12 protein-coding genes are annotated in these 24,234 nt (G+C 48.5%); all 12 read left to right on the forward strand.

Going from position 1 to position 24,234, the window contains the following annotated elements; all coding sequences use genetic code 11:
- The first annotated feature begins 26 nt into the window (after nt 1-26).
- The 12 genes from ACYVFD_RS30115 (at nt 27) to ACYVFD_RS30170 (ending at nt 24,186) form a co-directional block, all read left to right on the forward strand.
- Nucleotides 27-2,468 carry a carboxypeptidase-like regulatory domain-containing protein gene (locus tag ACYVFD_RS30115; protein WP_461094323.1) on the forward strand — a complete coding sequence of 814 codons (2,442 nt, stop codon included), beginning with the start codon at nt 27-29 and terminating at the stop codon, nt 2,466-2,468.
- A 31-nt stretch (nt 2,469-2,499) separates the two neighbouring features.
- Complete coding sequence (locus ACYVFD_RS30120) at nt 2,500-3,336, forward strand: MBL fold metallo-hydrolase (RefSeq protein ID WP_461094324.1); 837 nt, start codon at nt 2,500-2,502, stop codon at nt 3,334-3,336.
- Between the two features lie 79 nt (nt 3,337-3,415).
- Complete coding sequence (locus tag ACYVFD_RS30125) at nt 3,416-4,186, forward strand: patatin-like phospholipase family protein (RefSeq protein WP_461094325.1); 771 nt, start codon at nt 3,416-3,418, stop codon at nt 4,184-4,186.
- Between the two features lie 639 nt (nt 4,187-4,825).
- Nucleotides 4,826-8,086 carry a SusC/RagA family TonB-linked outer membrane protein gene (locus ACYVFD_RS30130; RefSeq protein WP_461094326.1) on the forward strand — a complete coding sequence of 1,087 codons (3,261 nt, stop codon included), beginning with the start codon at nt 4,826-4,828 and terminating at the stop codon, nt 8,084-8,086.
- A 20-nt stretch (nt 8,087-8,106) separates the two neighbouring features.
- A complete protein-coding gene (locus tag ACYVFD_RS30135; protein WP_461094327.1) occupies nt 8,107-9,792 on the forward strand; it encodes a RagB/SusD family nutrient uptake outer membrane protein in 1,686 nt (561 codons plus the stop codon).
- 548 nt (nt 9,793-10,340) lie between these two features.
- Nucleotides 10,341-13,613 carry a SusC/RagA family TonB-linked outer membrane protein gene (locus ACYVFD_RS30140; protein WP_461094328.1) on the forward strand — a complete coding sequence of 1,091 codons (3,273 nt, stop codon included), beginning with the start codon at nt 10,341-10,343 and terminating at the stop codon, nt 13,611-13,613.
- Nucleotides 13,614-13,636: 23 nt separating this feature from the next.
- The gene (locus ACYVFD_RS30145) at nt 13,637-15,280 is read left to right on the forward strand and encodes a RagB/SusD family nutrient uptake outer membrane protein (RefSeq protein WP_461094329.1); all 1,644 of its coding nucleotides are present in this window, start codon (nt 13,637-13,639) and stop codon (nt 15,278-15,280) included.
- Between the two features lie 322 nt (nt 15,281-15,602).
- The gene (locus ACYVFD_RS30150; RefSeq protein WP_461094330.1) at nt 15,603-18,638 is read left to right on the forward strand and encodes a SusC/RagA family TonB-linked outer membrane protein; all 3,036 of its coding nucleotides are present in this window, start codon (nt 15,603-15,605) and stop codon (nt 18,636-18,638) included.
- Between the two features lie 33 nt (nt 18,639-18,671).
- The gene (locus ACYVFD_RS30155) at nt 18,672-20,045 is read left to right on the forward strand and encodes a RagB/SusD family nutrient uptake outer membrane protein (protein ID WP_461094331.1); all 1,374 of its coding nucleotides are present in this window, start codon (nt 18,672-18,674) and stop codon (nt 20,043-20,045) included.
- A 27-nt stretch (nt 20,046-20,072) separates the two neighbouring features.
- On the forward strand, nt 20,073-20,924 hold the full coding sequence (locus tag ACYVFD_RS30160) for a hypothetical protein (protein ID WP_461094332.1): 852 nt from the start codon (nt 20,073-20,075) through the stop codon (nt 20,922-20,924).
- A 34-nt stretch (nt 20,925-20,958) separates the two neighbouring features.
- On the forward strand, nt 20,959-21,465 hold the full coding sequence (locus ACYVFD_RS30165; protein ID WP_461094333.1) for a hypothetical protein: 507 nt from the start codon (nt 20,959-20,961) through the stop codon (nt 21,463-21,465).
- A 345-nt stretch (nt 21,466-21,810) separates the two neighbouring features.
- Nucleotides 21,811-24,186 (forward strand): M43 family zinc metalloprotease, encoded by a 2,376-nt coding sequence (locus tag ACYVFD_RS30170; protein ID WP_461094334.1) that lies wholly within the window; start codon nt 21,811-21,813, stop codon nt 24,184-24,186.
- Nucleotides 24,187-24,234 lie beyond the last annotated feature (48 nt).

Here is a 24,234-nt window from a genome sequence, read left to right on the forward strand (position 1 = left end):
TATTGATCAAACTATACCAAAATCAAATGCGCTCTATTACACCATTGTTGATTATTAGTTTCCTGATTCCCAGTTATATGTATGCGCAACTTACCCAAACGCTTCGGGGGCGTATCGTCGATAAAGAATCAAAATATCCGCTGATTGGCGCTACAGTTCAGGTGGTTGATGCATCGCTGGGGAGTTTAACCGATACGACAGGCGCCTATCGAATTCCGGCTGTACCCATTGGGCGCCGAACAGTTCGGGTTACGCTCGTTGGGTATAAGGAAGCATTGCTGAACAACATTATAGTCGATGCCGGGCGCGAAACTATTCTGGATGTTGAACTGGAGGAAAGCATTCAGCAACTGGCAACCGTAACCGTAAAGGCACAACGGACCGGTGAAGCGCGGAACGATATGGCTGTCGTGTCGGCCCGGCAGTTTTCGGTCGATGAGGCCGATCGGTATGCCGGAAGTCGGGGTGAACCCGCCCGAATGGCATCCAACTTTGCGGGTGTACAGGGAGCCGACGATTCAAGGAATGATATTGTGATCCGGGGCAATTCGCCACAGGGGGTGCTCTGGCGGTTGGAAGGAGTGAGCATTCCGAACCCCAATCACTTCGCTATTGCCGGTACATCGGGTGGGCCGGTGAGCATTATCAACAACCGCTATCTGGCCAATTCTGATTTTTTTACGGGCGCATTCCCCGCCGAATTTGGCAATACGGTTGCGGGTGTGTTTGATCTGAAACTCCGAAACGGAAACAACGAAAAACACGAAAAGACCATCCAGTTTGGCTTCCTCGGAACCGAAGCCATGGTCGAAGGGCCGTTGTCACGCAGAAGTGGCGCATCTTACATGGCGTCGTATCGGTACGCCAATCTGGGCCTGTTCAACAAGATTGGACTGGACATTGGCACGCAGGCTGTTCCGTCGTATCAGGATGGTTTTTTTCGATTGAATTTCCCGATGAAGAACGGTGGTTCGATTGCACTTTGGGCGTTGGGAGGTACCAGTACGGTTGATATTCTGATCAGTCAGCAGAAAGCCGACGACCGGAACATTTTCGGGCAGAACGACCGCGATCAGTACTATACCTCCCGTATGGGCGTAGCGGGACTAACCTATACGCGTCCGGTTAGCAAACAAACGTTCTGGAAAACGACATTGGCCGTGTCAGGCAATGTGCAGGATGCCAACCACGATTATCTGTTTTTGCGAAAAGATGGAGCCGGAAATCCGTTGGTGCAGGCCGGAAAATTTGTTGTCGATTCGCTCCGGCCGATTCTGGATTATCGGTTTCAGGAAATTCGCTACACCCTTTCGACTTTTGTCAATCATAAAACAGGGCCACGTAGTACGCTGAAAATCGGGGTAAATACTGACGTTTTTCACTTTACGGCTTTCGACAGTGTCCGTACATTTGAGCCGCCCATGTCGATCCAGTTTACCCGCTGGCAACGTCGCTGGGATGCAGCTGAGGTGTTTGCCCTGCTCCAGCCGTATGTCAGTTATCGAACCCGACTGACTACGAATCTGACCCTAACGGCCGGTCTGAATGCGTTGATCATGACGTTGAACAGCAACAGCATTTCGCCCATAGAACCCCGGTTGGGACTTAGCTATGATCTGCCAAATCGACAGAAATTAAGTGTAGCCGTTGGGCTGCACAGCCAGATGCAGCCCACCTATACGTACTTCTACAAAACGCCTAATTATCTGTCGTCGATGTACCCGTTTCCGTTGGTAGAAGAGAATCGGAATGTAGGGCTTACCAAAAGCTGGCATTATGTGGCCAGTTACAATCGGCTGTTAGGCCGGACCATGCGGCTGTTGCTCGAAACCTATTATCAACACCTGTTCAATGTGCCGGTAGAGCTGGTAAGATCGTCGTTTTCGATGCTGAACACCGGGGCTGCTTTCACGCGGATTTTCCCTGGACCCTTAGTAAATAGGGGCGTCGGACGAAACTATGGCGTTGAGCTTACCCTCGAAAAGTTCTTTAGCGACAACTACTATTTTCTGGTAACGACTTCCCTGTTTGATGCTAAATACAAAGGTTCGGACGATGTATGGCGGAATACAGATTTCAATGGAAAGTATGCGTTCAACGCGCTGTTTGCTAAAGAAATACCTTTTCGGCGATCAAGTTTGAGCCTGGGTGCGAAAGTTACAGCAACCGGCGGACGTTGGTATGGGCCTGTTGATGAAGAGGCTTCCCGTCGGAATCAGGAGATCGTGTTTGCGAATGCCACACGCAATACGCTTCAATTTGCGCCCTACCGTCGGTTTGATGTGAAAATCGATTATAAGATCAATCGCGAACGCCTGACGCATACCATTGCCGTCGATCTGGTCAATGTACTGGGCATTAAAAACCAGCTTACACTGAGCTATGCTCCACAACCAGACGGTACATTTATCAAACAGGAATACCAGCTTGGTTTCCTGCCTGTGTTCTATTACCGGGTGAATTTTTAACGATTAGCCTTAACTTGCCGAAAAACTTGTTATGGCTCTTCAAACCCTCGATACTGGCCTTTTTAAACTGGATGGTGGGGCTATGTTTGGCGTCGTGCCCAAGCCTCTGTGGCAAAAACTGAATCCTGCCGACGAACTCAATCGCTGCACCTGGGCTATGCGGTGCCTGCTGTACGAACAGGGCAATCAGCTCCTGCTGGTCGATACAGGCATTGGCAACAAACAAGACGCTAAATTCTTCGGGCATTACGATCTGCATGGTGACGCCAGCCTACTCGATTCGATTGCGAAAGCGGGCTACTCTCCGGCCGACATCACCGATGTACTCCTTACGCATATGCATTTCGATCATGTGGGCGGTGCCGTTAAGCGGGATGAGGAGCGCCTGAGTCCCGTATTTGGAAATGCAACCTATTGGGTACATCCGGCGCACTGGAACTGGGCTGTCCATCCAAATCCACGCGAAAAAGCCTCGTTTCTTCGCGAAAATATCATGCCGCTACAGGAGAGTGGACAATTGGCTTTTCTGACGGAGCAACGCTTTCCGTATACCGATATACAGTTATTGTACGTAGATGGACATACCGAAAAAATGACCCTGCCTATTTTCCAGATCAACGGGCGGAAGGTTGCCTACATGGCCGATCTGATTCCGTCTTCGGGTCATATTCCCCTGCCTTATGTTATGAGTTATGACGTTCGACCGTTATTGACGATGGAAGAAAAAACGCAGGTGTTGCAAAAGGCAGCCGCCGAAAGTTGGATTCTTGTCTTTGAGCATGATCCTGTTACAGAAGCCGCTACGGTTGAAATAACCGAAAAAGGCGTTCGGATTAAGGACAAAGGCCGCTTATCGGAGTTATTGTAACGCGGACTTCTAGTCCGCATAGTTATAAGCCGTTAACTACTATGCGGACTAGAAGTCCGCGTTACATAACCGGAAAACGATGAAAATTGGATTAGTACTATCGGGTGGAGGAGCGCGTGGAATTGCTCATCTGGGTGTTTTGAAGGCACTTAGTGAGATGGGTATATCCTTCAGCCATATCGCCGGTACCAGTGCGGGTGCCATCACCGGGGCTTTATTTTCACAAGGGTATTCGCCCGATGAGAGCCTGAAAATTATTGAGTCGTCGTCGTTTGTCCGGCACTTACGGCCTGCCTGGAATCGTATGGGCCTGCTTCGGCTCGACACCGTGGCGGATTTATACCGCAAGTACATTCCCCACGACTCATTTGAGGGGCTGCAAATTCCGCTGCACGTACTGGCCGTTGACCTCAACGAAGGTGAGCCGGTCGTGTTCGAAACGGGTGAACTGATTCGGCCGGTACTGGCTTCCTGTTGTCTGCCCGGCATTTTTGAACCGATGTTGATCAACAAGCGTCAGTATGTTGATGGAGGAGTGTTGAACAACCTGCCAGTCGAATGTATCGAATCGAAGGTTGATTTTTTGATCGGCTCTCACTGCAACATATTAGGGCCACGAAAACCCATCCGTTCGATGCGTGGAGTAATTGAACGGAGCCTGGTGCTGGCGGTTCAAAGTAAAACGAAAGATCGGTTTGCCTGTTGTAACATCCTGATTGAACCTCCCCAACTAGCTCAATACAGTACAACTGATCTTAGTAAGTCACGGGAGCTGTTCCGTATTGGCTATCAATACACAAAATCGATGGCGGACGAGATCGAAAAAAAGCTGGCTGAACGATTTAAGTAAGCTACATTCTCAATAAGTCGCTTCAGGGAGCCGCCCCTCTGTGGGGGATAAACATATGCAGGTTCTATAACAAAATCGGGGCTATGTATTCGTAACAAACCGAAAGTAACAGGTCCCCTAATTGCATGCTTACAGAATGAAGTTTGACATGGAAACTTCATTCTACGTGTAACGTTTTACTCATCAGCTACCTCATCATCCAGTTTTAGAACTGGCGAGCCATTCGTTTGTGTATTATTTTAATAATATTTTTTATAGATGAGTATATTCAAATCAATTAATGGTTGTTTTGTCATGCCTTTTCGGATTAAAAAGACATTAAAATTAACTTTGCTTAGTTTATATTATTCGATAGTTAATAAATAAAAGCCACATTAAATAGAACTTTTTTGCTATAATAAATACCTAGTAAAAATGCTTAGTCCATAAATTATTCGGAGAAATAGGTGAAATTGAAAAAGTTCTATTTGTGCATATGAGCCTTTTCTTTGTTAGTAGAAAATTTTATTCTGTATTAAATAGATTTAATAAAAGAACTGTTGGTTAATTTTTTATAGTATAAGCAATTTGCAAAGCCTTTTTCTAATCTATAGATTTGTTAAGTAGAGTGCATTTCTTAACTTAACACTAATTAATAGAATGGGAAAACGTTTATCAATAAGCATATTTCTACTATGCTTACTTGGGTCTACTGCATGGGCACAGGATCGAAGAATAATTGGTAAGGTCACATCGGCCGAAGATGGGTCACCTTTGCCAGGGGTTTCGGTAGTTTTAAAAGGAACATCCAGAGGGACCAGCACCGACGCCAGTGGGATTTATGATTTAACCATACCTTCGGCCAAAGGGACGGTTCTGGTCTTTAGTTTCGTAGGTACGACCACTCAGGAAGTACCGGTGGGCAATGAATCAGAAGTCAATATAAGTCTGGTATCTGATTCGAAACTGCTTACCGAAGTAGTCGTAACGGGTAGCGGGGTCGCTACCAGCAAAGCCAAGCTGGGTATTGCCGTTGAAAGTGTGTCGGCGAAAGATCTTCCGCAAACACCAACCGCTTCCATCGACCAGGCTTTAATCGGTAAAATTCCAGGCGCTCAGATTTCATCGACTAGTGGTAACCCCGGTGACCCCGTTAATATTCTGCTGCGAGGGATCAACTCGGTTCAGGGTGGTACTAAGCCTCTGATCATGGTAGATGGGATACAGGTGGCCTCTACCGATATTAACTCGCTTGATCTAAGTAACGTCGACCGCGTAGAGGTAGTGCAGGGCGCAGCATCTGCGTCGATTTATGGTGCCCAGGGTGCCAACGGTGTCATTCAGATTTTTACAAAAAAAGGCAAGAAAGGTCGTACTGCCGTTAACTTCTCAACCAGCTATTCAGCCAACGAATTTCTCAATACAGGTAATGTGCATAAGGCTATGCTACACCCATACCTGACTGACGCGAGTAATAACATTGTTGATGCCAAAGGCAATATTCTTGATTATACCCAATACGGTGCCATTACGGGTATTTCATATAAGTATGGCGGGGCAACCCGTTACGCTATCCAGGATATTCGCAATGATGCCAATACGCCTTACAGCGCCAATCTGAAATACTACGATCACTTCAAACAAGTATTTGGAACCGGTGCTACCACCAATAACAACATCAGTATCTCGGGTGCCTCGGAAAAAAGCGACTTCAACATCGCAGCCGCCAACAACCATACTACATCGCCTATTCTGACGAAAGAAAATGGCTATATTGACCGGAGTAACCTATCGGCCAATGTGGGGACGGAGTTGTTCAAAGGATTTACGTTGCGCTCGATCACGCAGTTGGTCTATACCAAAAATACGCTGAAGCCGGGGTTAGGAGCGATGTATTCTCCTTTTAATAACGGCAGTGGCAACGTTGGTTCGGTGTACGGCTTCCTGAATACATCGCCGTTCTTTGATCTGACCCGTAAGCTGGCCGATGGTACGTATCCAGTGTATCCAACCGCCGACTTCCTCAGTATCAATGCCGGTAACCCGTATTATCAGGCAGAGTATACGGATGCGATCAACAACAAGATCGATGTCGTTCAGAATTTCAATGCGAACTACAAAATCAACAAATTTCTCGAACTGGATGCCAAATATGGGATCAACTACCGGAACGAAACGGCCCGGTGGACCTATTACAACCAGTCGCAGAACATAAGCACCGAATATTACGAGAGCTGGGCAAGCAATTATGCACCTGATGAAAAGGGGGAAATCGATAACTTCCAGTATAACAGCACCTTCCAGAACTTCCTGGGTACAGCCTATATACGTACTGATTTCCAAAACGATTTTCATATAAACCTGCCGATTCAGACCAGCACTCAGGTATCGTTCGATTATCGTAAGAACAAGACAACACAATATGACACATATGGTGTCGGATTAGGGCTAGCTCCTCCGTATAACGTCAATTCAACGTCATCGCAGGCCGTAGACAATGATAAGGTAACACCCTTCATCACCTACGGATATCTGGTGAACCAGAAAATTGACTTCGGCGATTATGGCGGTATTACAGCCGGTTTCCGGACCGACTGGTCGTCGGCTTTCGGTGCAGGTTCAACGCCCTTTACCTTCCCGCACTTCGATGGACATATTGCTCCATTATCGTTCTTCAAGAACAGCGCTGTTGCCAATACCCTAACGTATTTCAAACTGAGAGCTGCTTATGGGGAAGCTGGTATTCAGCCTGGTGCGTTTGATCGGTATCCTGTCCTGAGTCAGCGCAACCTGGGGTCTGGCCTGGTCTATACCATTCCAACAACCACCCAGAATCCTAATCTGAATGTTGAGGTTTCGAAAGAATTTGAAATTGGTACCGATTTCACCATTGGTGGTAATTCGAACCGTAACTGGCTGAACGCAATCAATGGGTCGTTTACCTACTGGAAGCGCTCCAGCGAAAACGTCATCTATACGGTTAGCGTCCCCCCTTCACTGGGTTCGACCGGACAGTTGACCAATGCCATTAACATGTCGTCGAACGGGGTTCAGTTCACGTTAAGTCTGCCTGTTTATAATTCCAAAAATCTGAAGTGGGATTTCACCACAAACTTTGGTCATCAGATTTCGAAAATCGATGCGATTTCGGGTGGTGCCGATATTATCCTGACAACGGCTGCGGGTAGTACGGCTCTTGTACTGACACCGGGTCAGCCAATAGGTCAGGTATACGGCTATAAGGCCTTAACCAGCCTGGATTATTTGCGGCAGGATGGCAAAACGCGTTATATCCAGCCTGGTAACGAATCTCAATATACCATCGTTGATGGGCGAGTTGTCAATAAAGCCAACTACCAGATGCAGTTCACGGATGAGACCTACCCGCTGATGAACCCGAACCCGAAGTTCAATATGTCGTTCATCAATGGGGTAAGTTTCAGAAACTTCCTGACGCTGAACTTCCAGTTCGACTGGGTCAATGGCAGCCACCTCTACAACCAGACAAAAGAATGGCTGTATCGGGATGGAATCAGTGGTGACTTTGAAAAACCGGTTACTATCGATGGCAAAACAGGCGCTTACTCAGCCTACTGGTCTAGTGCCTACTACAACCTGTGGGGTAGTACCCGTGGTGCTGGAAATAACGCCACCAAAGATTTCTACGTAGAGGATGCTTCGTTCGTTCGGCTACGGAATATTTCGCTGGCTTTTGATCTGGCTAAACTTATTAAGCTTCCCTACCTCAACAAAGCCCAGATCGTTCTGACGGGCCGCAACCTGCTGACGTTTACCAAGTACTCAGGCTATGACCCTGAGATCAGTTCGGGGGCCTCGAACTCGTCGTTCGACAGAGGTGTGGACCATAGCACCCTGCCTAACACCAAGTCGTATCAGGTTGGTCTGAATATTGGGTTCTAATTTTTCAACTGTCATTGTCTATGAAACTCATTAATAAACATAAATTTTTTACTACCGCATTTTTCGCAGCCATTATGCTTACGGGGGTTTCCTGTAAGGATCAGCTCGATGTTGGTAACCCCAACGCCCCAACGCTGACTGCAAACGTAAACAACGAGGCCGGGCTGATCGCCTATGCTCAGGGTGGCGTGTATATCAACGGCTTCCTGAATGGCGACGGCTGGTTGGGCAACAGTTATTTTTCGCTTCCCTGGGGCTATAGCGAGTTGATGGCCGATAACGTGGGAGCCGATGCCTCGAACAACCAGATTACGACTATTGGCGTACCGGATTATATTATCCTGGATGATGGCTCCAAGCAGACGAACCCAGCTCCTCAGGTGAGCATTATCCGGTCGTACAACAGCCGGGCGGCTACAGGGGCCGGAAACAATGCGATCTATTATCAGTGGCTGAATATGTACGCCCTGAACAACGTCTGCAATCAGATTCTGGATTTGGTGGGCACAATTAAATTTTCGGGCGATGCAACCAGCCGTGCCAACACAATTAAGGCATGGGCTTATTGGTGGAAAGGGTATGCCTATGCCTCCATCGGTTCCATGTATTATGCCGGGTTGATTGAAGATAAGTCGGGTGTAACGGATGGAAACTATGTATTGCACGATGCCATCATCAGCAAGTCGAACGAGTATTTCAATCTGACGACCACCACGCTGGGCGCCGTAACGAGCGCTAACGACTATCAGGCGGTTATGAGTCAGTTGATTCCGTCGTTCTTTCAGGTAGGTAATGGTACAGTTCCAACGATCGACATGTGGAAACGAAATGTCAATACCATGCTGGCGCGGAATATTCTGGTCAATAAACTGGCTCCGTTTGTCAATGGTAATCCCGATGCAAAGATTACCAAGTCTTCGACAACCGCGATGACCACGGCCGACTGGAATTCAGTACTGACACTGGCTACGAATGGGATCAAGAAAGGCGATGCTGTGTTTACCGAGCGTAGTTCATCATCTAACTCACCTTTTTCTCCATCAGGAGGTACGGTGGCTGCCTTGACTTCAAACGTGAATACCAGCTCAACCTTTAAAATCAGTGAGCGATTTATGCAGTCGTTCAACGCGGGCGACAAGCGGGTGGCCAACAACTTCAATACGACGACGATGTATAAGAACAACTATACGTTTACAACGCGCTATAGCATGGTACCCAATGGGAATGGACAAGCTGGAGTATACGTGTATGGTTCTAAAGATGTAGGAGCGCATGAGGTGTTTATGGCCGGAAGCTATGAAGAAAATGCACTGATGCTGGCTGAAGCCAATATTCGCCTGGGTAACATTGAAGCCGGACTCGCTTTTATCGATGCCGTGAGAGCGTATCAGGGAGCGGGTGTAGCACCTGTAGCTGGTACTGGCCTAACACTGGCGAAAGCGCTAACCGAACTGACTAAAGAACGACGAGTTGCATTATTCAGCCGTGGTCTTGCGTTCTATGACAACCGACGCTGGGGCTGGACGTACGACATCTCGGTAGGCGGTGGAAGCTATGGCAATACCCTCATTTCGAACGCTGGTGCTACGATCAATAAAAACGTCACGATCAACTATAATTTCATGGATTATTGGGATGTGCCAGCCGATGAGACAGTGCTAAACGCAACGACATCGAGCGTCGTTACCAAAAACCCGAACTTCTAATTGCCGATTTAGTTGACTATTCTGCAAAAAGCACCGCTTGGGCGGTGCTTTTTGCGTTTATAAGCTTTTGAATCAACGATTAAGGGTATTTACTTAATAAATGAATTCGTAAATGAAACCCAGTAAACGGTTTGGTGTAAGTATATTTTTTGAATAAAAAATAATGACCTGTCTGGTTACATGTAAATTAATAGATTGACGTTCAGCCCTGTTTTTGACCGTTTATGGAAAACAACAATCCCTTATGCAACATCTAGGCAAAATCGATCGTCTTTAAGTCTTGTCTTCTTTGAATTGTATTTTTTAGATATAAATAGATATTAAAAGTAAACTGATGTAATGATATAATATTTCGGATAGAATTAATTTATGATTATCTAATTCTAGTAAAGTGTAAATATTTGACATATTACCACAATAATATTCTGTATAAGTGTAGATGCATTTAGAGATAATTTTACTGAACTGCAATTTTAAATTTGTATTATTCTTTTTTGATACTAGTTTTGTTGATAGTAAAAACTGGTTTCACCTAACATCTAACGTACATGAGTAAATTTCTATCCTTGAGTTTCCTTCTGGTATGCTCGATCTGGTCCACCGCATGGGCGCAGGACAGGCGTATTACGGGTAAGGTCACATCGGCCGAAGATGGCTTACCCTTGCCAGGAGTTTCCGTTGTGCTAAAGGGTACAACGAAGGGCGCCACCTCCGACGCGGGCGGGATGTACAGTCTCGACATACCCAACAACAGGTCGGCAACGCTCGTTTTTAGTTTCGTTGGCGTCACTACGCAGGAAGTTGCGGTCGGTAATGAGTCGGTTATCGATGTTAAGATGGCATCGGATAATCGCCAGTTATCGGAAGTGGTTGTCACAGGGGTCGGGGTAGCTACCGACAAGCGTAAGCTGGGTATTTCGGTTGAGTCGATTACCTCGAAGAATCTGCCGCAAACGCCAACGGCTTCGATTGATCAGGCGCTGGTAGGGAAGATTGCCGGAGCCCAGATTTCGAGTGGTAATGGTACACCCGGCGCTCCGGTCAATATTGTACTGCGGGGTATCAACACCATCAACCGGGGTACGGCTCCCATTCTGCTCATCGATGGGGTACAGGTCGATGCGACGAACTACGATTCGAATGGGAACATCAACAACAACCCGACAGCCCTGCTGAGCAGTATCGATCCAAATACCATCGAACGGGTCGAAGTGGTACAGGGGGCGGCTGCGGCTACGCTTTACGGTGCACAGGGTGCCAACGGCGTTATTCAGGTATTTACCAAAAAAGGCAAGTCGGGCAAGCTGAACATCGATGTAAGTTCGGGCATTACCCGGAGCGAATACCTGAATGTGGGTGGTGTAGCGAAAGCGCAGTATAACGGATTTATCGTCGATGCCAGCAACAACGTCATTGGTACATCGGGTAAACCGCTTGAGCTGAATCCGAACACGCTGGTTTACAGCGAAAACGTGCAGTACAATCCACTCGATGTGAATAACAAAGCGGATAAGCCGTATACAGCAAACCTGAAGTACTACGATCATTACAACTATTTCTTCCGCCCATCGAATACGTATAACAACAGCATCGCCCTGACGGGAGGAACCGATAAAGTCGACTTTGCTATATCGGCATCGAATAATCAGCAGGAAAGCAACATCATCAACAACGGAAATTATCAGCGGAGTAATCTGATGTCGAATCTCGGCATTCAATTGGCTAAAGGACTCACCTTCCGTACGACTACGCAGTTAGTATATACCAAAAGCACGATCAAAACCAACGACCGTCTGATTCTGTATGCAGTAAATAATGCCCGTCCGTTTGCTGATTTTTCGGCGCTCGATCCCGATGGGAATCCGGGTATTTACTATGGCGATGCAGTAGGGGTGAACCACAATAACCCTAGCTTCTGGCAGAAGTATACCGACAATAAAGACAATAAAGTCGATGTGATCCAGAACTTTAACCTCAATTACAAGGTCAATAAGTTTCTGGACCTGGATGCCAAATACGGCGTCAATTACTCGAAACAGGAGATTCGGACTACCTACGCTAACCAGACGAAAAACCGGAATGTTATCGCGCTGAACAACAACTATTACCAGAACTATTTTGGCACGGACCCATCGGGCGAAATCGATAACAACAGCCTGACAACTACGTATCAGAACTTCCTGGCCAGTGCGTATATCAACACCGATTTCCAAAATGATTTCGGTTCGAAGTTACCGATTCGGACATCTACCCAACTTTCGTTCGATTATCGGAACCGGAATTTCAAGCAGTTTTATACCTATACACTGGGCTTGCCAACGTACGATCCATTTACAGCGGCTCAATCGGCGGTGTTCCGGGTGCCGGGTGTAAAAGCACCATCGGCCGGGCGGGCTGGTCTGCCTGCTGGCGGTGACTATAGCGAACCGTTTATTACCTATGGCTACGTGGTCAATCAGCGGATCGACTTCGGTGATCTGGCCGGTATCTCTGGCGGCTTTCGTACCGATTATTCCTCGGCATTTGGTAGCGGTTCCAAGCCATTTACCTTCCCTCGTGGAGATGCTTATTTCCGGATTTCGGCTCTGAAATTTTGGGAAAACAGTCCAGTGGCAGGCTTCTTCCCCGAATTCAAACTGCGGGCTGCTTATGGTCAGGCGGGTATTCAACCCAAGCCATTCGACCGCTATCTGGTGTTGAATACGCAAACGCTGGGCTCCTCCAACTCATTCTATACACCAGCCAGTCAGCCTAATCCGGCGCTGGATGTAGAGGTATCCTCGGAACTTGAAGTTGGTGCTGATCTGGCTCTGACGCCCTCAAAAAGTTCGAATTGGCTAAGCAGTGTTCGGTTGTCGGCTACCTATTGGAACCGCTCTACCGACAATGCCATTTTCGATGTAAGCGGTATTCCATCAGCAGGGATCAACTCCATCAAAGACAACGCGTTCTCGCTGGGATCAAACGGTTTTCAGGCTTCGTTGAATACGACCGTGGTGCGGACGAAAGATTTTACCTGGAACCTGACGACGAACTTTGGTAAACAAACTTCCCAGATTACGGCGGTTAAGAACAATGCCGAAGTAGTGGTTCTATCGAGCGCCGGTAGCTCAAACTATGTGCTGAAAGCGGGCGAAAAAATCGGTCAGTTGTATGGCTATATCACGGCTCACTCTCTGGATCAACTAGCTCCCGATGGTACCGCACTCATTCCAGCCGACCAGCAGTCGCAGTACACCGTAGCGAGCAACGGGATTGTGGTCAGCAAGGCGACGAAGCAACCCTTCTTCTCGGCCAACAAATACAGCTTTGGCGACCCGAACCCGAAGTTCAACATGTCGTTCATCAACGAGTTTACGTTCAAAAACTTCCTGACGTTCGGATTCCAGTTCGACTGGGTCAATGGCAGCCACATCTACAACCAAACGAAAGAGTGGATGTATCGCGATGGTATCCATGGCGACTATGCGAACCCCATTACGATTGACGGAAATACGGGTGCCTGGACAGCTTTCTACCGGGGAGTATATGCACAACGTCAGGCTAATGGCACGAAAGATTATTTCTACGAAGACGCTTCGTTCGTGCGTCTGCGGAACGTACAGATTGGATTCGATCTGAGCAAAGTGGTGAATGTTCCCGTCCTGCGTCGGGCTCAGGTAGTCTTCTCGGGCCGGAATCTGCTGACCTTCACCAAGTACACCGGCTTTGATCCTGAAATCAGTTCCGGAACGGGTAGTTCGGCCTGGGACCGTGGTACCGACCACAACACCATGCCAAACCTGCGCTCGTATCAGGCTACGCTCAACATCGGACTCTAATTTCAATTTTCAAGAACTTATCAATGAAAAAGATACATATTCTAGTGGCCGCGCTGGTACTGAGTTTTGCAACCTCCTGTAAAGATCAGTTGGACGTGAAAAACCCGAACCAGCCAACCGTAAGCAGTGCCAATACCGAGTCGGGAATTATCAACTTCGCACAGGGGGCTGCCTACATCAATGGATTCAAGGAAATCAAAACCGATCTGTACGACGGGGTTCCGGGGTATTTCTGGTCGGGGGCTATGGGTTTCCATGACCTTATGGGCGATATTATTGGCGAAGAAGCCGCCAACCAGTTCGGTAATCAGATCGGTGCGCCCGATTATGTGATACTGGATGATGGGACTAAAGTCGTCAATCCTAATGCACCGAATACCCAGTGGGCGCTGATTCGACAGGTCAATGTCAATTCCAACCAGGGATCGAACCCGCTGTTTCATGAGTGGTGGTATATGTATTCGCTCAATAGCCAGATGAATAAAGTCCTGTCATTGGCCGATCAGGTATCATTTACGGGCGATGCCAAAACCAAAAAAGCGACCATTCAGGCGTGGGCATACTGGTGGAAAGGCTTTGCGTATTCGCACATCGGGTCTATCTACTATGCCGGTATCATCAACAACGATGCAACCGGGACCAATAACAACTATGTGACCAAGGAAAAGATTATCGAAGAAGCCAACGCCAACCTCGATAAGGCCGCATCGCTGTTACCAGCCGCTTCCACGGATTATACAGCCATCATGTCGCAGTTGATTCCACCGTTCAATCAGGTCGGTAAGGGGGGCGTACTCACACCCGATATGTGGAAGCGTAATATCAACACGCTGAAAGCCCGTAACCTGCTGGCGAATACAACCGTAAAAGCGATGACGGCTGCTCAGTGGGGACAAATCCTGACGCTGGCCAATGACGGAATCAACGCTACGGATAATGTCTTTACGGGACGCTCAAATCAGAACGGTGATTTCCTGTCGCCAACAGTCGGTACTGTAGCCGCTAAAGCAACGGGCGATCCATCGGGTGGTGCTACGTACAAGATCTCGGAACGACTGATTCAGGATTTCAAAGCGGGCGACCAGCGACTGGCGAACAACTTTACCCAACGCGCAACACCCTGGATTGGCGAAAGTAGCCGGGGCAATGCCTTCAATACACGCTGGGCGCTGCTGGATGGTGGTAAAAAAATGGCCAGTGTGGCTACGCTTAGTGATCGAACTCCGGGCGCTACGGAATTGTACCTGGCCGGTAGCTACGAAGAAAACGAACTGATGAAAGCCGAAGCCCTGATCAATACCGGCAAAATTGACGACGGGTTAAAATCAATCGATGCGGTTCGGAAATATCAGGGAGCGGGTTTAACGGCTGTTGCCGGTACCGGACTCACACTCGATCAGGCGAAAGAAGAGCTTCGTCGGGAACGTCGTGTTGGGCTGGCTTTCCGAAACCTGTCATTCTATGATGCCCGTCGGTGGGGTGTTATCGATGATGTATCGCAGGGCGGAGGTCGAAAAGGAGCCGTGGTTGTGGACAAAGCTGGGAAGGTAAGCACCAATGCCACCATCAATTATAATTTTCTGGATTACTGGGATGTGCCTGATAATGAGCTCAAGTACAACCCGGCAGCTTCGGGGAGCGCGGCTACATCGAATCCTAAAAAGTAAAATAAGTAAGTTGCTGTACTTTGTAAGGCTCTACGTCGTTGACGTAGAGCCTTCTTTTGCTTTATATATTTCAGATTAAACTTGTATGAAATTGCATCGGATAGCTGTATATTGACGTATAGGAAGCAAGAGCGTTGAAAAAATAGCTTTTGTCTGGACTGAAAAATGAGTCAACTGCGTGTAGGCTACTCCAACAGTAGATTTATACGATGCGAATGATTTTTTCGTTTAAAAAATTGTAGCTTGAAGCGCTCGTTTGTTGATCGTTTTTTTAATTAAGCGTGTAGAAACCCAAAAAGCATTTACTTGGTATAACCTATACATGAGAAATTTTTATCGTGTTATTAGCTGGTCAGCTTTACTGATCATGCTGCCGGGCTATCTGCTGGCCCAGGCTCAGCGTATAACAGGGAGAGTAATATCCGTTCAGGATGGCCAGCCGCTGCCTGGTGTTAATATTCAGGTTAAAGGAACCACAAACGGGGTTAGTACCGATGCCAACGGGAATTACAGCATAAACGTACCCGGTAGTACAGCCGTATTGCTCATGTCGTCCATTGGTCTGGTTTCCCAGGAAATCACGGTTGGCAACCGGACAGTTATAAATATTCAGATGCAGGAGTCGATCAATGAGTTGACTCAGGTCGTTGTAACCGGCTATAATACCCTCCAGCGCAAGGACGTTTCCAGTTCCATCGCATCCGTCTCGCCCGATAAATTCAAAGACATTCCCGTGGCTAGTTTTGATCAGGCCTTACAGGGGCAGGCTGCTGGTGTGCAGGTATCGCAATCATCCGGTACGCCGGGCGGGGGGATTATGGTTCGTATTCGGGGGAATACCTCGATTTCGGCTAGTAACCGGCCTCTGTTTATCGTGGATGGCGTGCCTGTTGAAAATGGTGCGTTGACCGGACGAGACTTCGGTGGACAATCCGATAATGCACTGGCGCTAATTAACCCCAACGATATTGAATCGCTCGACGTGCTGAAAGATGCTTCGGCCAAGGCTATCTATGGATCGCGGGCCGCTAACGGAGTAGTATTGATCACCACCAAGCGTGGTAAGGCGAATCAAAAAACGAAGTTTACGGCTGATGTGCAGCAGGGGATGATCGATATTGTTCGTCGGCCTGATCTGCTGAATGCTTCTGAATTGCTGGATCTGCAACGCGAAGCCGTCACCAACGCCGGTCAGAACCCCGACCAGTTGGGATTGATCAAAGGTGTAACAGACGGGCAAAATACCGACTGGATCAGCGCTATTTTGCGGAAAGCGGTTTATCAGCAATACCAGCTATCGACCCAGGGAGGTAATGACAAAACTCAGTTCTACCTGAGCGGTAGCTACCGGAACGAAGAAGGTATTCAGCTAAATAGTCAGTTTACGCGCTATACGGGCCAGTTTAAATTTGACCACAAAGCGACTGACAAGCTGTCGTTTGGTCTGAACCTCACCCTGTCGCGGGTAAAAAATAAGCGGGTCAAAGGAGATAACTTCCTGGATGGTGTGTATTCAGGAGCGATCAAGAGTCTGCCTTATTACTCACCTTATGACGAACATGGCAGGCTGTATGGGCCAAGTAACCCCGAATATCCAGGCTTCCCCAATTTCAACCCGGTCGGACAAGCACTATTGCCTCGTTTTGAAACCTACACCGTCAAGATGCTGGCGGGCGTGTACGTCGATTACGAAATTTTGCAAAGCCTGCGTTTTCGGTCGAAACTCAGTGTTGATTACAACAACATAACAGAAGATCAGTTCGAGCCCTCGTCAACAGCGATTGGAGGGTATTTGCCGAGTGTAGGTGGACAGGGGTACGGGGTTTTTAATAGTGCTCTGGTCTCGAAGCTAATCAGTACCAATACATTCAATTATAGCTATCAACTGGCGGAGAAAAACCATTTTAATGCCACAGCTGGTTTTGAAGTGCTCCAACAGATCGTACGTAACGGTAGTGTGCAGGGCCGCCTGTTCCCCAGCGATGATTTTACCTACATTACCTCGGCTGGAATTGTCGATCAGGGTAGTTCGTACCGAAATAGCAGTGGGCTGGTATCGACATTTGGGGAAGTCCGCTACGATTACGATGAGAAGTATCTGGCCACTATTACGGCCCGTTACGATGGTTCATCCCGGTTTGGACAAAATCGTCGGTTTGGGCTGTTCCCGTCGGCATCGCTTGCCTGGCGGCTTTCGTCCGAACCGTTTATGCAGCAGTTTCAATTTCTGACCGATTTAAAACTCCGTACGAGTTACGGCTTTACCGGAAACGAGCAGATCGGCGATTATCAATTCCTGGGTACCTGGGCGTCGACTACTTATAGTGGTGCTACGGGCGTTGGGCCTGTTGCGCTGGCGAATGCCAACTTACAATGGGAACGCACCCGCGAAGCCAACATTGGTCTGGATGCTTCGTTCTATAATGGCCGTTTTACCGTGACCATCGACGCTTACGATAACCTGACCAACAAGCTCCTGTTTGCGCAGCCGATTCCACAAACGACAGGTTTCAGCACCGTTCAGGGTAATATTGGTAAGGTTTCGAACCGGGGTATTGAGTTGACCATTTCCACCGTGAATATCAATAAAGCCGTTCGCTGGAGTACCGATTTCAACGTGTCGCATAACGAAAACAAAGTCGTTGAACTGGCCAGCGAGCAGCCCGTTTTTCGGGGCTATTCGGCCAATGGTGTGACGGCTACCAACGTCATTTTGCCCGGACAGCCACTGGGGACCTTCTGGGGCTTGAAATTCCTGGGTGTTGACCCCGCTACCGGCGATGCCATCTATGACGATAAAAATGGCGATGGCCGCATCACTCCCGATGATGGTCAGGTGATTGGGAATGCACAGCCTAAACTATTCGGTGGGCTGACCAATAAAGTATCCTGGAAAGGGTTTGAAGTCAGTGCCTTTGTGCAGGGCTCGTATGGCAACAGCATTCTGAACCTGACCTATGAGACGTTGGTCAACACCGGTACCGACATCCAGAACAATCAGGCTCGACAGGCCTTGAAGCGCTGGCAGAAAGAAGGCGACATTACCAGCGTTCCCCGGTATGTGTATCAGAATACCTACAACAACTACCACAGCAGCCGATTCCTGGAAGATGGTTCATTCCTGCGGTTGAAGAACGTGACTGTTGGGTATACCATCCCTAAAAAATTGATAGAGCGTTTCAAGCTAAGTTCAGCTCGTGTGTACGCTTCAGGAACGAATCTCTGGACATTGACACGCTATTCTGGGCCCGATCCTGAAGTAAGTACCCTGGATGGATCAACTTCGGCGCAGGGTATCGATTTTTTCACCCTTCCACAAGTCAAAACAGTTTTTGTTGGCTTGTCCGTTGGTTTTTAATGTATCTCCTGGAGAAAAGACAGCCATTACCATATGATTCGCTTCGTACGATATAGTGTAGTTTTACTAGTGGTGATTCTGGCTTCCTGCCAACAAGTGCTGGAGCCTAAACCGGTCGATCTGCTGGTCGATGATCTGGTGTTGAATGAACCGAATGATGTTCAGCCGGTTCGAATTGGCCTATACAGCGCCTTTCGGGGTATGGGGTCTCCGAACATGATCGCGGGCGACTTTACCGCCGATTACATCCAGGCCAATGGGACCTTTACGGATTATATTGAGTTTGGAACCAAGCGCATTACCGCAGCCAATGGGGTTGTTGATGCGTTGTGGGCCAGTATCTATAACACGATCTATGTCGCCAACTTCATTCTGGAACGCTTACCAACCGTAACCGGCGTGTCTGAATCAACCCGGAAGCAGGTGATGGCTGAAGCTCGGTTTCTTCGGGGCTGGGCTAATTTTATCGGCACCTACACCTATGGCGATATTCCGAAAGTGACCACGACCGATCAGGACGCCAATAGCCGGATTGGCCGGACCAGTAAAGCGGATATACTGGCATCGGTACTGGCCGATTACCAGGCCGCGCTGACCGATCTACCTGCTGTGGAATCAGGCTCAACCAATGCCCAGACCAATGCCGCCTATCTGAATAAGATCAATGCGCAGGCAGCGATGGCCCGTTTTTATCTCTATCAGAAAAACTGGGCGCAAGCCGAGGCTTTGGCTACAACTGTAATCAGCTCGGGCGTTTATACGCTGCAAACGAGTTTTGCTGACATCGTCACAAAAGATTTCACGGCCGAATCCATTCTGGAAGTTGGCTACAACCTGACCGATGATCCGGGAACCAGCAATACAGGCCTGAACAACCTGTTTGTCGGGCGTCGGGAGGTGATTCCGTCCAACTCGGTAGTGGCCGCCCTGAATACGACCGAAGCCGGTACACGCAATCAGACGATTACCTTCAATGCCCAGCAACAACGGGCCAGTGATAATGGTTGGACCGTGCGGAAATACGGTACAGCTTCGGAAGATAACAACAACATTGTGTACATGCGTCTTGCGGAAATGTACCTGATTAGGGCCGAAGCGCGGGCGCAGCAGAACAAGTTGGCGGGTACTACAGGGGCTATTGCCGATCTGAACGTATTGCGGACACGGGCTAAAGCGCCTGCGATTACGCAAACCGCTCAGGCAGATGTCCTGCTGGCCATTGAGCGCGAACGGGTGTACGAACTGGCCTTCGAAGGGCAACGCTGGTACGATCTGGTCAGAACGGGTCGGGCGCAGGCGGTTATGTCGGCTTTCTCGCCCAACTGGGATAGCCATCTGGAAGTCTGGCCAATTCCACAGCGTGAAATACAACAGAATACAGCCCTTACGCAAAATCCAGGTTATTAATCGAGCGGCTTGTCCGATTATCTGAGTATGAAAAATCTACTAAACTATACATTCCGGCATGGCTCTGGTCATTGGGGACGGTTGTTAACGACGGTTATCCTGCTTGGCGTAGGCCTGATTGCCTGCGATCAATATGACGTCGACCGTACATTCGATGGCCCCTATTTTGTTCGGTTTACCGATACTACGCTCACCTATAAAGAGAGCTACAGCAAACCAATTAACATTCAGGTGCATAATGTAGGCCCTAAGTTGAGCCAGCCCATCACCATCAATTACACCGTTAGTGGAACCGCTCGCGAGAACAAAGATTATGTGATTCAGGGCGAAAAAGGCAGAGTAGTAATTCCGGCCAATGCCAGCACCGGCAATATTGTGGTCTATCTGATCAATAACGCCAATAACATTCTCGAATCGTCGTCGCTTACGTTTACCCTGACCAGTGTTCAGCCTAGTACGTTACAGGTTGGCTTTGGCCAGAATAATATTGTAGGGAAACAGTTTAAACTGACCATTCAGGATGATTGCCTGCTGGGCGGATTTTATACGGGCAGTGGAAAAGTTGGAAACCAAACATACACTGTTCCTGATGTGGAAATAACCAGCGCCGACTGTAAAACCTATACGCTGAGCAACTGGAACATCGGACTGCTATCTTTCGATGCCATTAAGGCCCCGCTCAATTTTATCGATAACGGCGACAATTCACTAACCATACCCTCACAGACGAATGCCGAACTTGGGACAGGTACGTTGGCCGGTACGGGTGCCTGGAATCCCCGTGATCGTAAAATTTCGCTGAATTTGCTGCTTACCGTGAAAAACTCCGCCGGAAGAGATACGACACTTTCGTTCCCTCAGACGTATACACCCCAATAAAGGAACTAAACAATCTGTTTGACAAAATTCAATCATGCGACAACTTATACGTTTATTCTTGATTCCGGGTGTGATGGTTTGGCTTCTGGGAGGCTGCTCTGAGAAGATCGACCCTGTTATTCCGACCTACTCGCAACTCCTCACCGGTACGGAAAAGAAAACCTGGAAAATGGTTTCGCTAGAGATTCGGGATAATGGTAATTCTTCGGGTATTATATCGACTGCCCAGGCGGTTGCTGCTGGTATCGTTGCAAATTGTATAGCCGATGATTTATTGACGTTTTATGCCGACGCCGATCATAAGATGGAAGCAAGCGAAGGTGCTACAAAGTGCAGTGCTTCTGATCCTGATATTTATCTGACCGATTCCTGGACGTTAGTGAATGCCAATGCTACCCTTCAGTTTTACATTCCTATCCTGAATGGGGTATATCCCTGGAAATTAAAGAACCTGACGGCGAGTGCCATGACAGTTGAATACTATTTCGGCGACATTGATGCCAGTTACCGGTTCACCTTCAATGCCGTCACGAGTAAATGAGTAATCAATCAGAATTATAGCTGATACTGGTGTTTGTGTAACGGCAGCGGCCGAACGTCCCAACGGGGTCACACAAAACCTAAAGCTGCTTACTTGCTTAAATATCTGAATTATTTTAATGAATAGAAACTGTTTAAACTTTTGAAAATAAGCTTAAAATGAGCGCTTTTTTCATTCCGACGAAGGAGGAATCTCAATTTTTACTTATCAATTAGTAAGGGTACTTTGAGATTCCTCCTTCGTCGGAATGAAAAAAATGGCTTTTCAGGGAAAGTTTAAACAGCTTCATCCATTTTACATTATCCATTTACATAATCAATACCCTGGCTTCAATTTTATAGCGGTATGTTTCGATTAGTACTTACATTATTGTTGGGTGTTTTTCTGCAATCGACACTGTATGCACAGGCTACTACACCTGAGATAAAGCGGTGTTTAACCATGGAAATGGATAGCCTGCGACGGTTGCGCAATCCGGGCCTGGGAACGCTCAATGACTTTGAGCGGGAGTTACAGCAAAAAATGATTGCGTTCAAGCAGAAAATGCAGTCGGGCCGGTTGGCGGCTACGGTCATCACAATTCCGATTATTGTTCACGTTGTCCACAATGGGGAAACCGTCGGTGCAGGACGTAATATCAGTCAGGCGCAGGTGCAGTCGCAGATTGCCACCATGAATGAAGATTACCGTCGAAGAGCAAATACCCGTGGCTTTAACAGTAATCCGGTGGGGGCTGATATTGAGATTGAGTTTTGCCTGGCCGCACTGAACCGGCAGGGGCAAACGATGGCCGAGCCAGGTATCGACCGGTATAATGGTAATCGCGCCACCTGGAATAAAGACGACGTAGAAGGGGTATTAAAGCCTAGTACCATCTGGGACCCGGATAAATACTTCAACATTTGGGTGGTTGATCTGAGTGAAGCTATCGCCGGTGGCGGGTCAGTTGTGGCCTATGCACAATTCCCCAGCCAGTCCAATCTCCCTGGTATTCCAACGGCCAGCCCGGCCAGTACGGATGGGGTAGTGTGTAATTATTGGGCCTTTGGTAACGCCGAGAAAGGCAACTTTGCCGTGCTAAGAGCGCCCTATAACCTAGGTCGTACGATGTCGCACGAAACAGGTCACTGGCTGGGTTTACGGCACATCTGGGGTGATACTAACTGTGGTGACGATTTCTGCGCCGATACGCCCCCACAAGCTTCCGAAAGCCGGGGTTGTCAGGTTGGTCGGATAAGTTGTGGCGGTGCCAACATGGTGCAGAACTACATGGACTATTCTGACGATGCCTGTATGAATATTTTTACGCTCGATCAGAAAGCCCGAATACGCACCGTTATGGACGTTAGCCCACGCCGGGCCAGCCTGCTTACCTCCAACGTGTGCGGCACGCAGGTGGCTACACGCCCGCAGGCCAACTTCCGGGCCGAAGCGCAGCAGGTACTCTTAGGCGGACAGGTTAAATTCTACGACCTATCGGGTGGTTTCCCGACGAGCTGGCAGTGGACATTTGAAGGCGGTACGCCATCCACCTCAACCGAACAGAACCCCACCGTCACCTATAACCAACCCGGTAAATTTAAAGTGACGTTGGTGGTGTCGAATGTAGTGGGCCAGTCGGACCCGGTCGTGCGTACCGAATACATCGAAGTGCTGAATCAGGGCCTTTGTTCGGATATAACAAACTTTGCGGGTACACCGACGGTGTTGAGGGAAACGGGTGGAACCGGGTATGTGGCTGGGCAGAATAGCCATAAAAGTCAGGCCGTTTCGGAGTTCTTTGCCAACAAGCTGGCCTATAATAACCTGGCTGGGGCGGTATTGAAGTTTGGCGTTGCCAAAGCCGCAAAAGGAGCCGCTACCGAGTCGGTAGTGACCGTGACGGTCTGGAACGGACGTGGTTTCCAGAATGGCCCTGGCGCTATTTTAGGCCAGAAAGATGTACCGCTGAAGGATATTCTGGCCGATGTAGCGGCTAACCGTTCGACAACGGTGATTTTCGACAAGAATGTACCCGTCAGTGGGCTGTCGTTCCACGTTGGTATCCAACTGCCCTATGCGTCAGGTGACACCGTTGCGCTGGTAACGACCAAAAATGGTGAATCGCTCTTTGCAACATCCTGGCGTCAAAACCAGAAAGGCGACTGGATACGCTATGCTGACAGCTTAGGGCTGAATGTAGCACACAACATTGCCGCTCGCGTCGGTCAGAAAGCATCCGTACAGGTGGCGGCATCGGCCATCTTTATCAACCCAGGGCAGACCGTTACGCTCGATGCGCGTGGAGCGGGTATTCTGAACTGGACCGGCTCCGGTCTGAACGCTACTACAGGGCCACAGGTAGTTGCCAGCCCAACCCAGACAACCTCCTATACCGTGACGGGTTCTGGTTCTGACCTGTGTAGCACATCGGCGGTAGTGACCATCAACGTGCGAGCTGGTACCGTTACCTCGACAACACCGCTGGCTGAACAGGCCTTGCAAATAACCCCTAACCCCAGCGACGGCCAGATGACCGTATCCTTCAGCAGTCCCTTGCGGGGAGCGTTAACGCTAGGAGTTCGAAATATAAACGGAGCCGAACTCAGCCGCCAGAACTATCAGAAAACAACTGACGTCTTCCAGCAATCGCTCGACATAAGGACCTCACCCGGAGGAGTCTACTTTGTCGAGATCAGGATGGGGGATGAGGTATTCCGAAAACGGATTGTGAAGCAGTAGAAACAAGCAGAGCCGGAACGTCAATCCGGCTCTGCTTGTTTCTACTGC

The sequence above is a fragment of the Spirosoma gilvum genome (assembly GCF_054776815.1).

Excerpts from the sequence above, each read along its gene's own strand:
- ACYVFD_RS30115 (WP_461094323.1), top strand. The coding sequence starts at position 27 with ATGCGCTCTATTACACCATTGTTGATTATTAGTTTCCTGATTCCCAGT.
- ACYVFD_RS30120 (WP_461094324.1), top strand. The coding sequence starts at position 2,500 with ATGGCTCTTCAAACCCTCGATACTGGCCTTTTTAAACTGGATGGTGGG.
- ACYVFD_RS30125 (WP_461094325.1), top strand. The coding sequence starts at position 3,416 with ATGAAAATTGGATTAGTACTATCGGGTGGAGGAGCGCGTGGAATTGCT.
- ACYVFD_RS30130 (WP_461094326.1), top strand. The coding sequence starts at position 4,826 with ATGGGAAAACGTTTATCAATAAGCATATTTCTACTATGCTTACTTGGG.
- ACYVFD_RS30135 (WP_461094327.1), top strand. The coding sequence starts at position 8,107 with ATGAAACTCATTAATAAACATAAATTTTTTACTACCGCATTTTTCGCA.
- ACYVFD_RS30140 (WP_461094328.1), top strand. The coding sequence starts at position 10,341 with ATGAGTAAATTTCTATCCTTGAGTTTCCTTCTGGTATGCTCGATCTGG.
- ACYVFD_RS30145 (WP_461094329.1), top strand. The coding sequence starts at position 13,637 with ATGAAAAAGATACATATTCTAGTGGCCGCGCTGGTACTGAGTTTTGCA.
- ACYVFD_RS30150 (WP_461094330.1), top strand. The coding sequence starts at position 15,603 with ATGAGAAATTTTTATCGTGTTATTAGCTGGTCAGCTTTACTGATCATG.
- ACYVFD_RS30155 (WP_461094331.1), top strand. The coding sequence starts at position 18,672 with ATGATTCGCTTCGTACGATATAGTGTAGTTTTACTAGTGGTGATTCTG.
- ACYVFD_RS30160 (WP_461094332.1), top strand. The coding sequence starts at position 20,073 with ATGAAAAATCTACTAAACTATACATTCCGGCATGGCTCTGGTCATTGG.
- ACYVFD_RS30165 (WP_461094333.1), top strand. The coding sequence starts at position 20,959 with ATGCGACAACTTATACGTTTATTCTTGATTCCGGGTGTGATGGTTTGG.
- ACYVFD_RS30170 (WP_461094334.1), top strand. The coding sequence starts at position 21,811 with ATGTTTCGATTAGTACTTACATTATTGTTGGGTGTTTTTCTGCAATCG.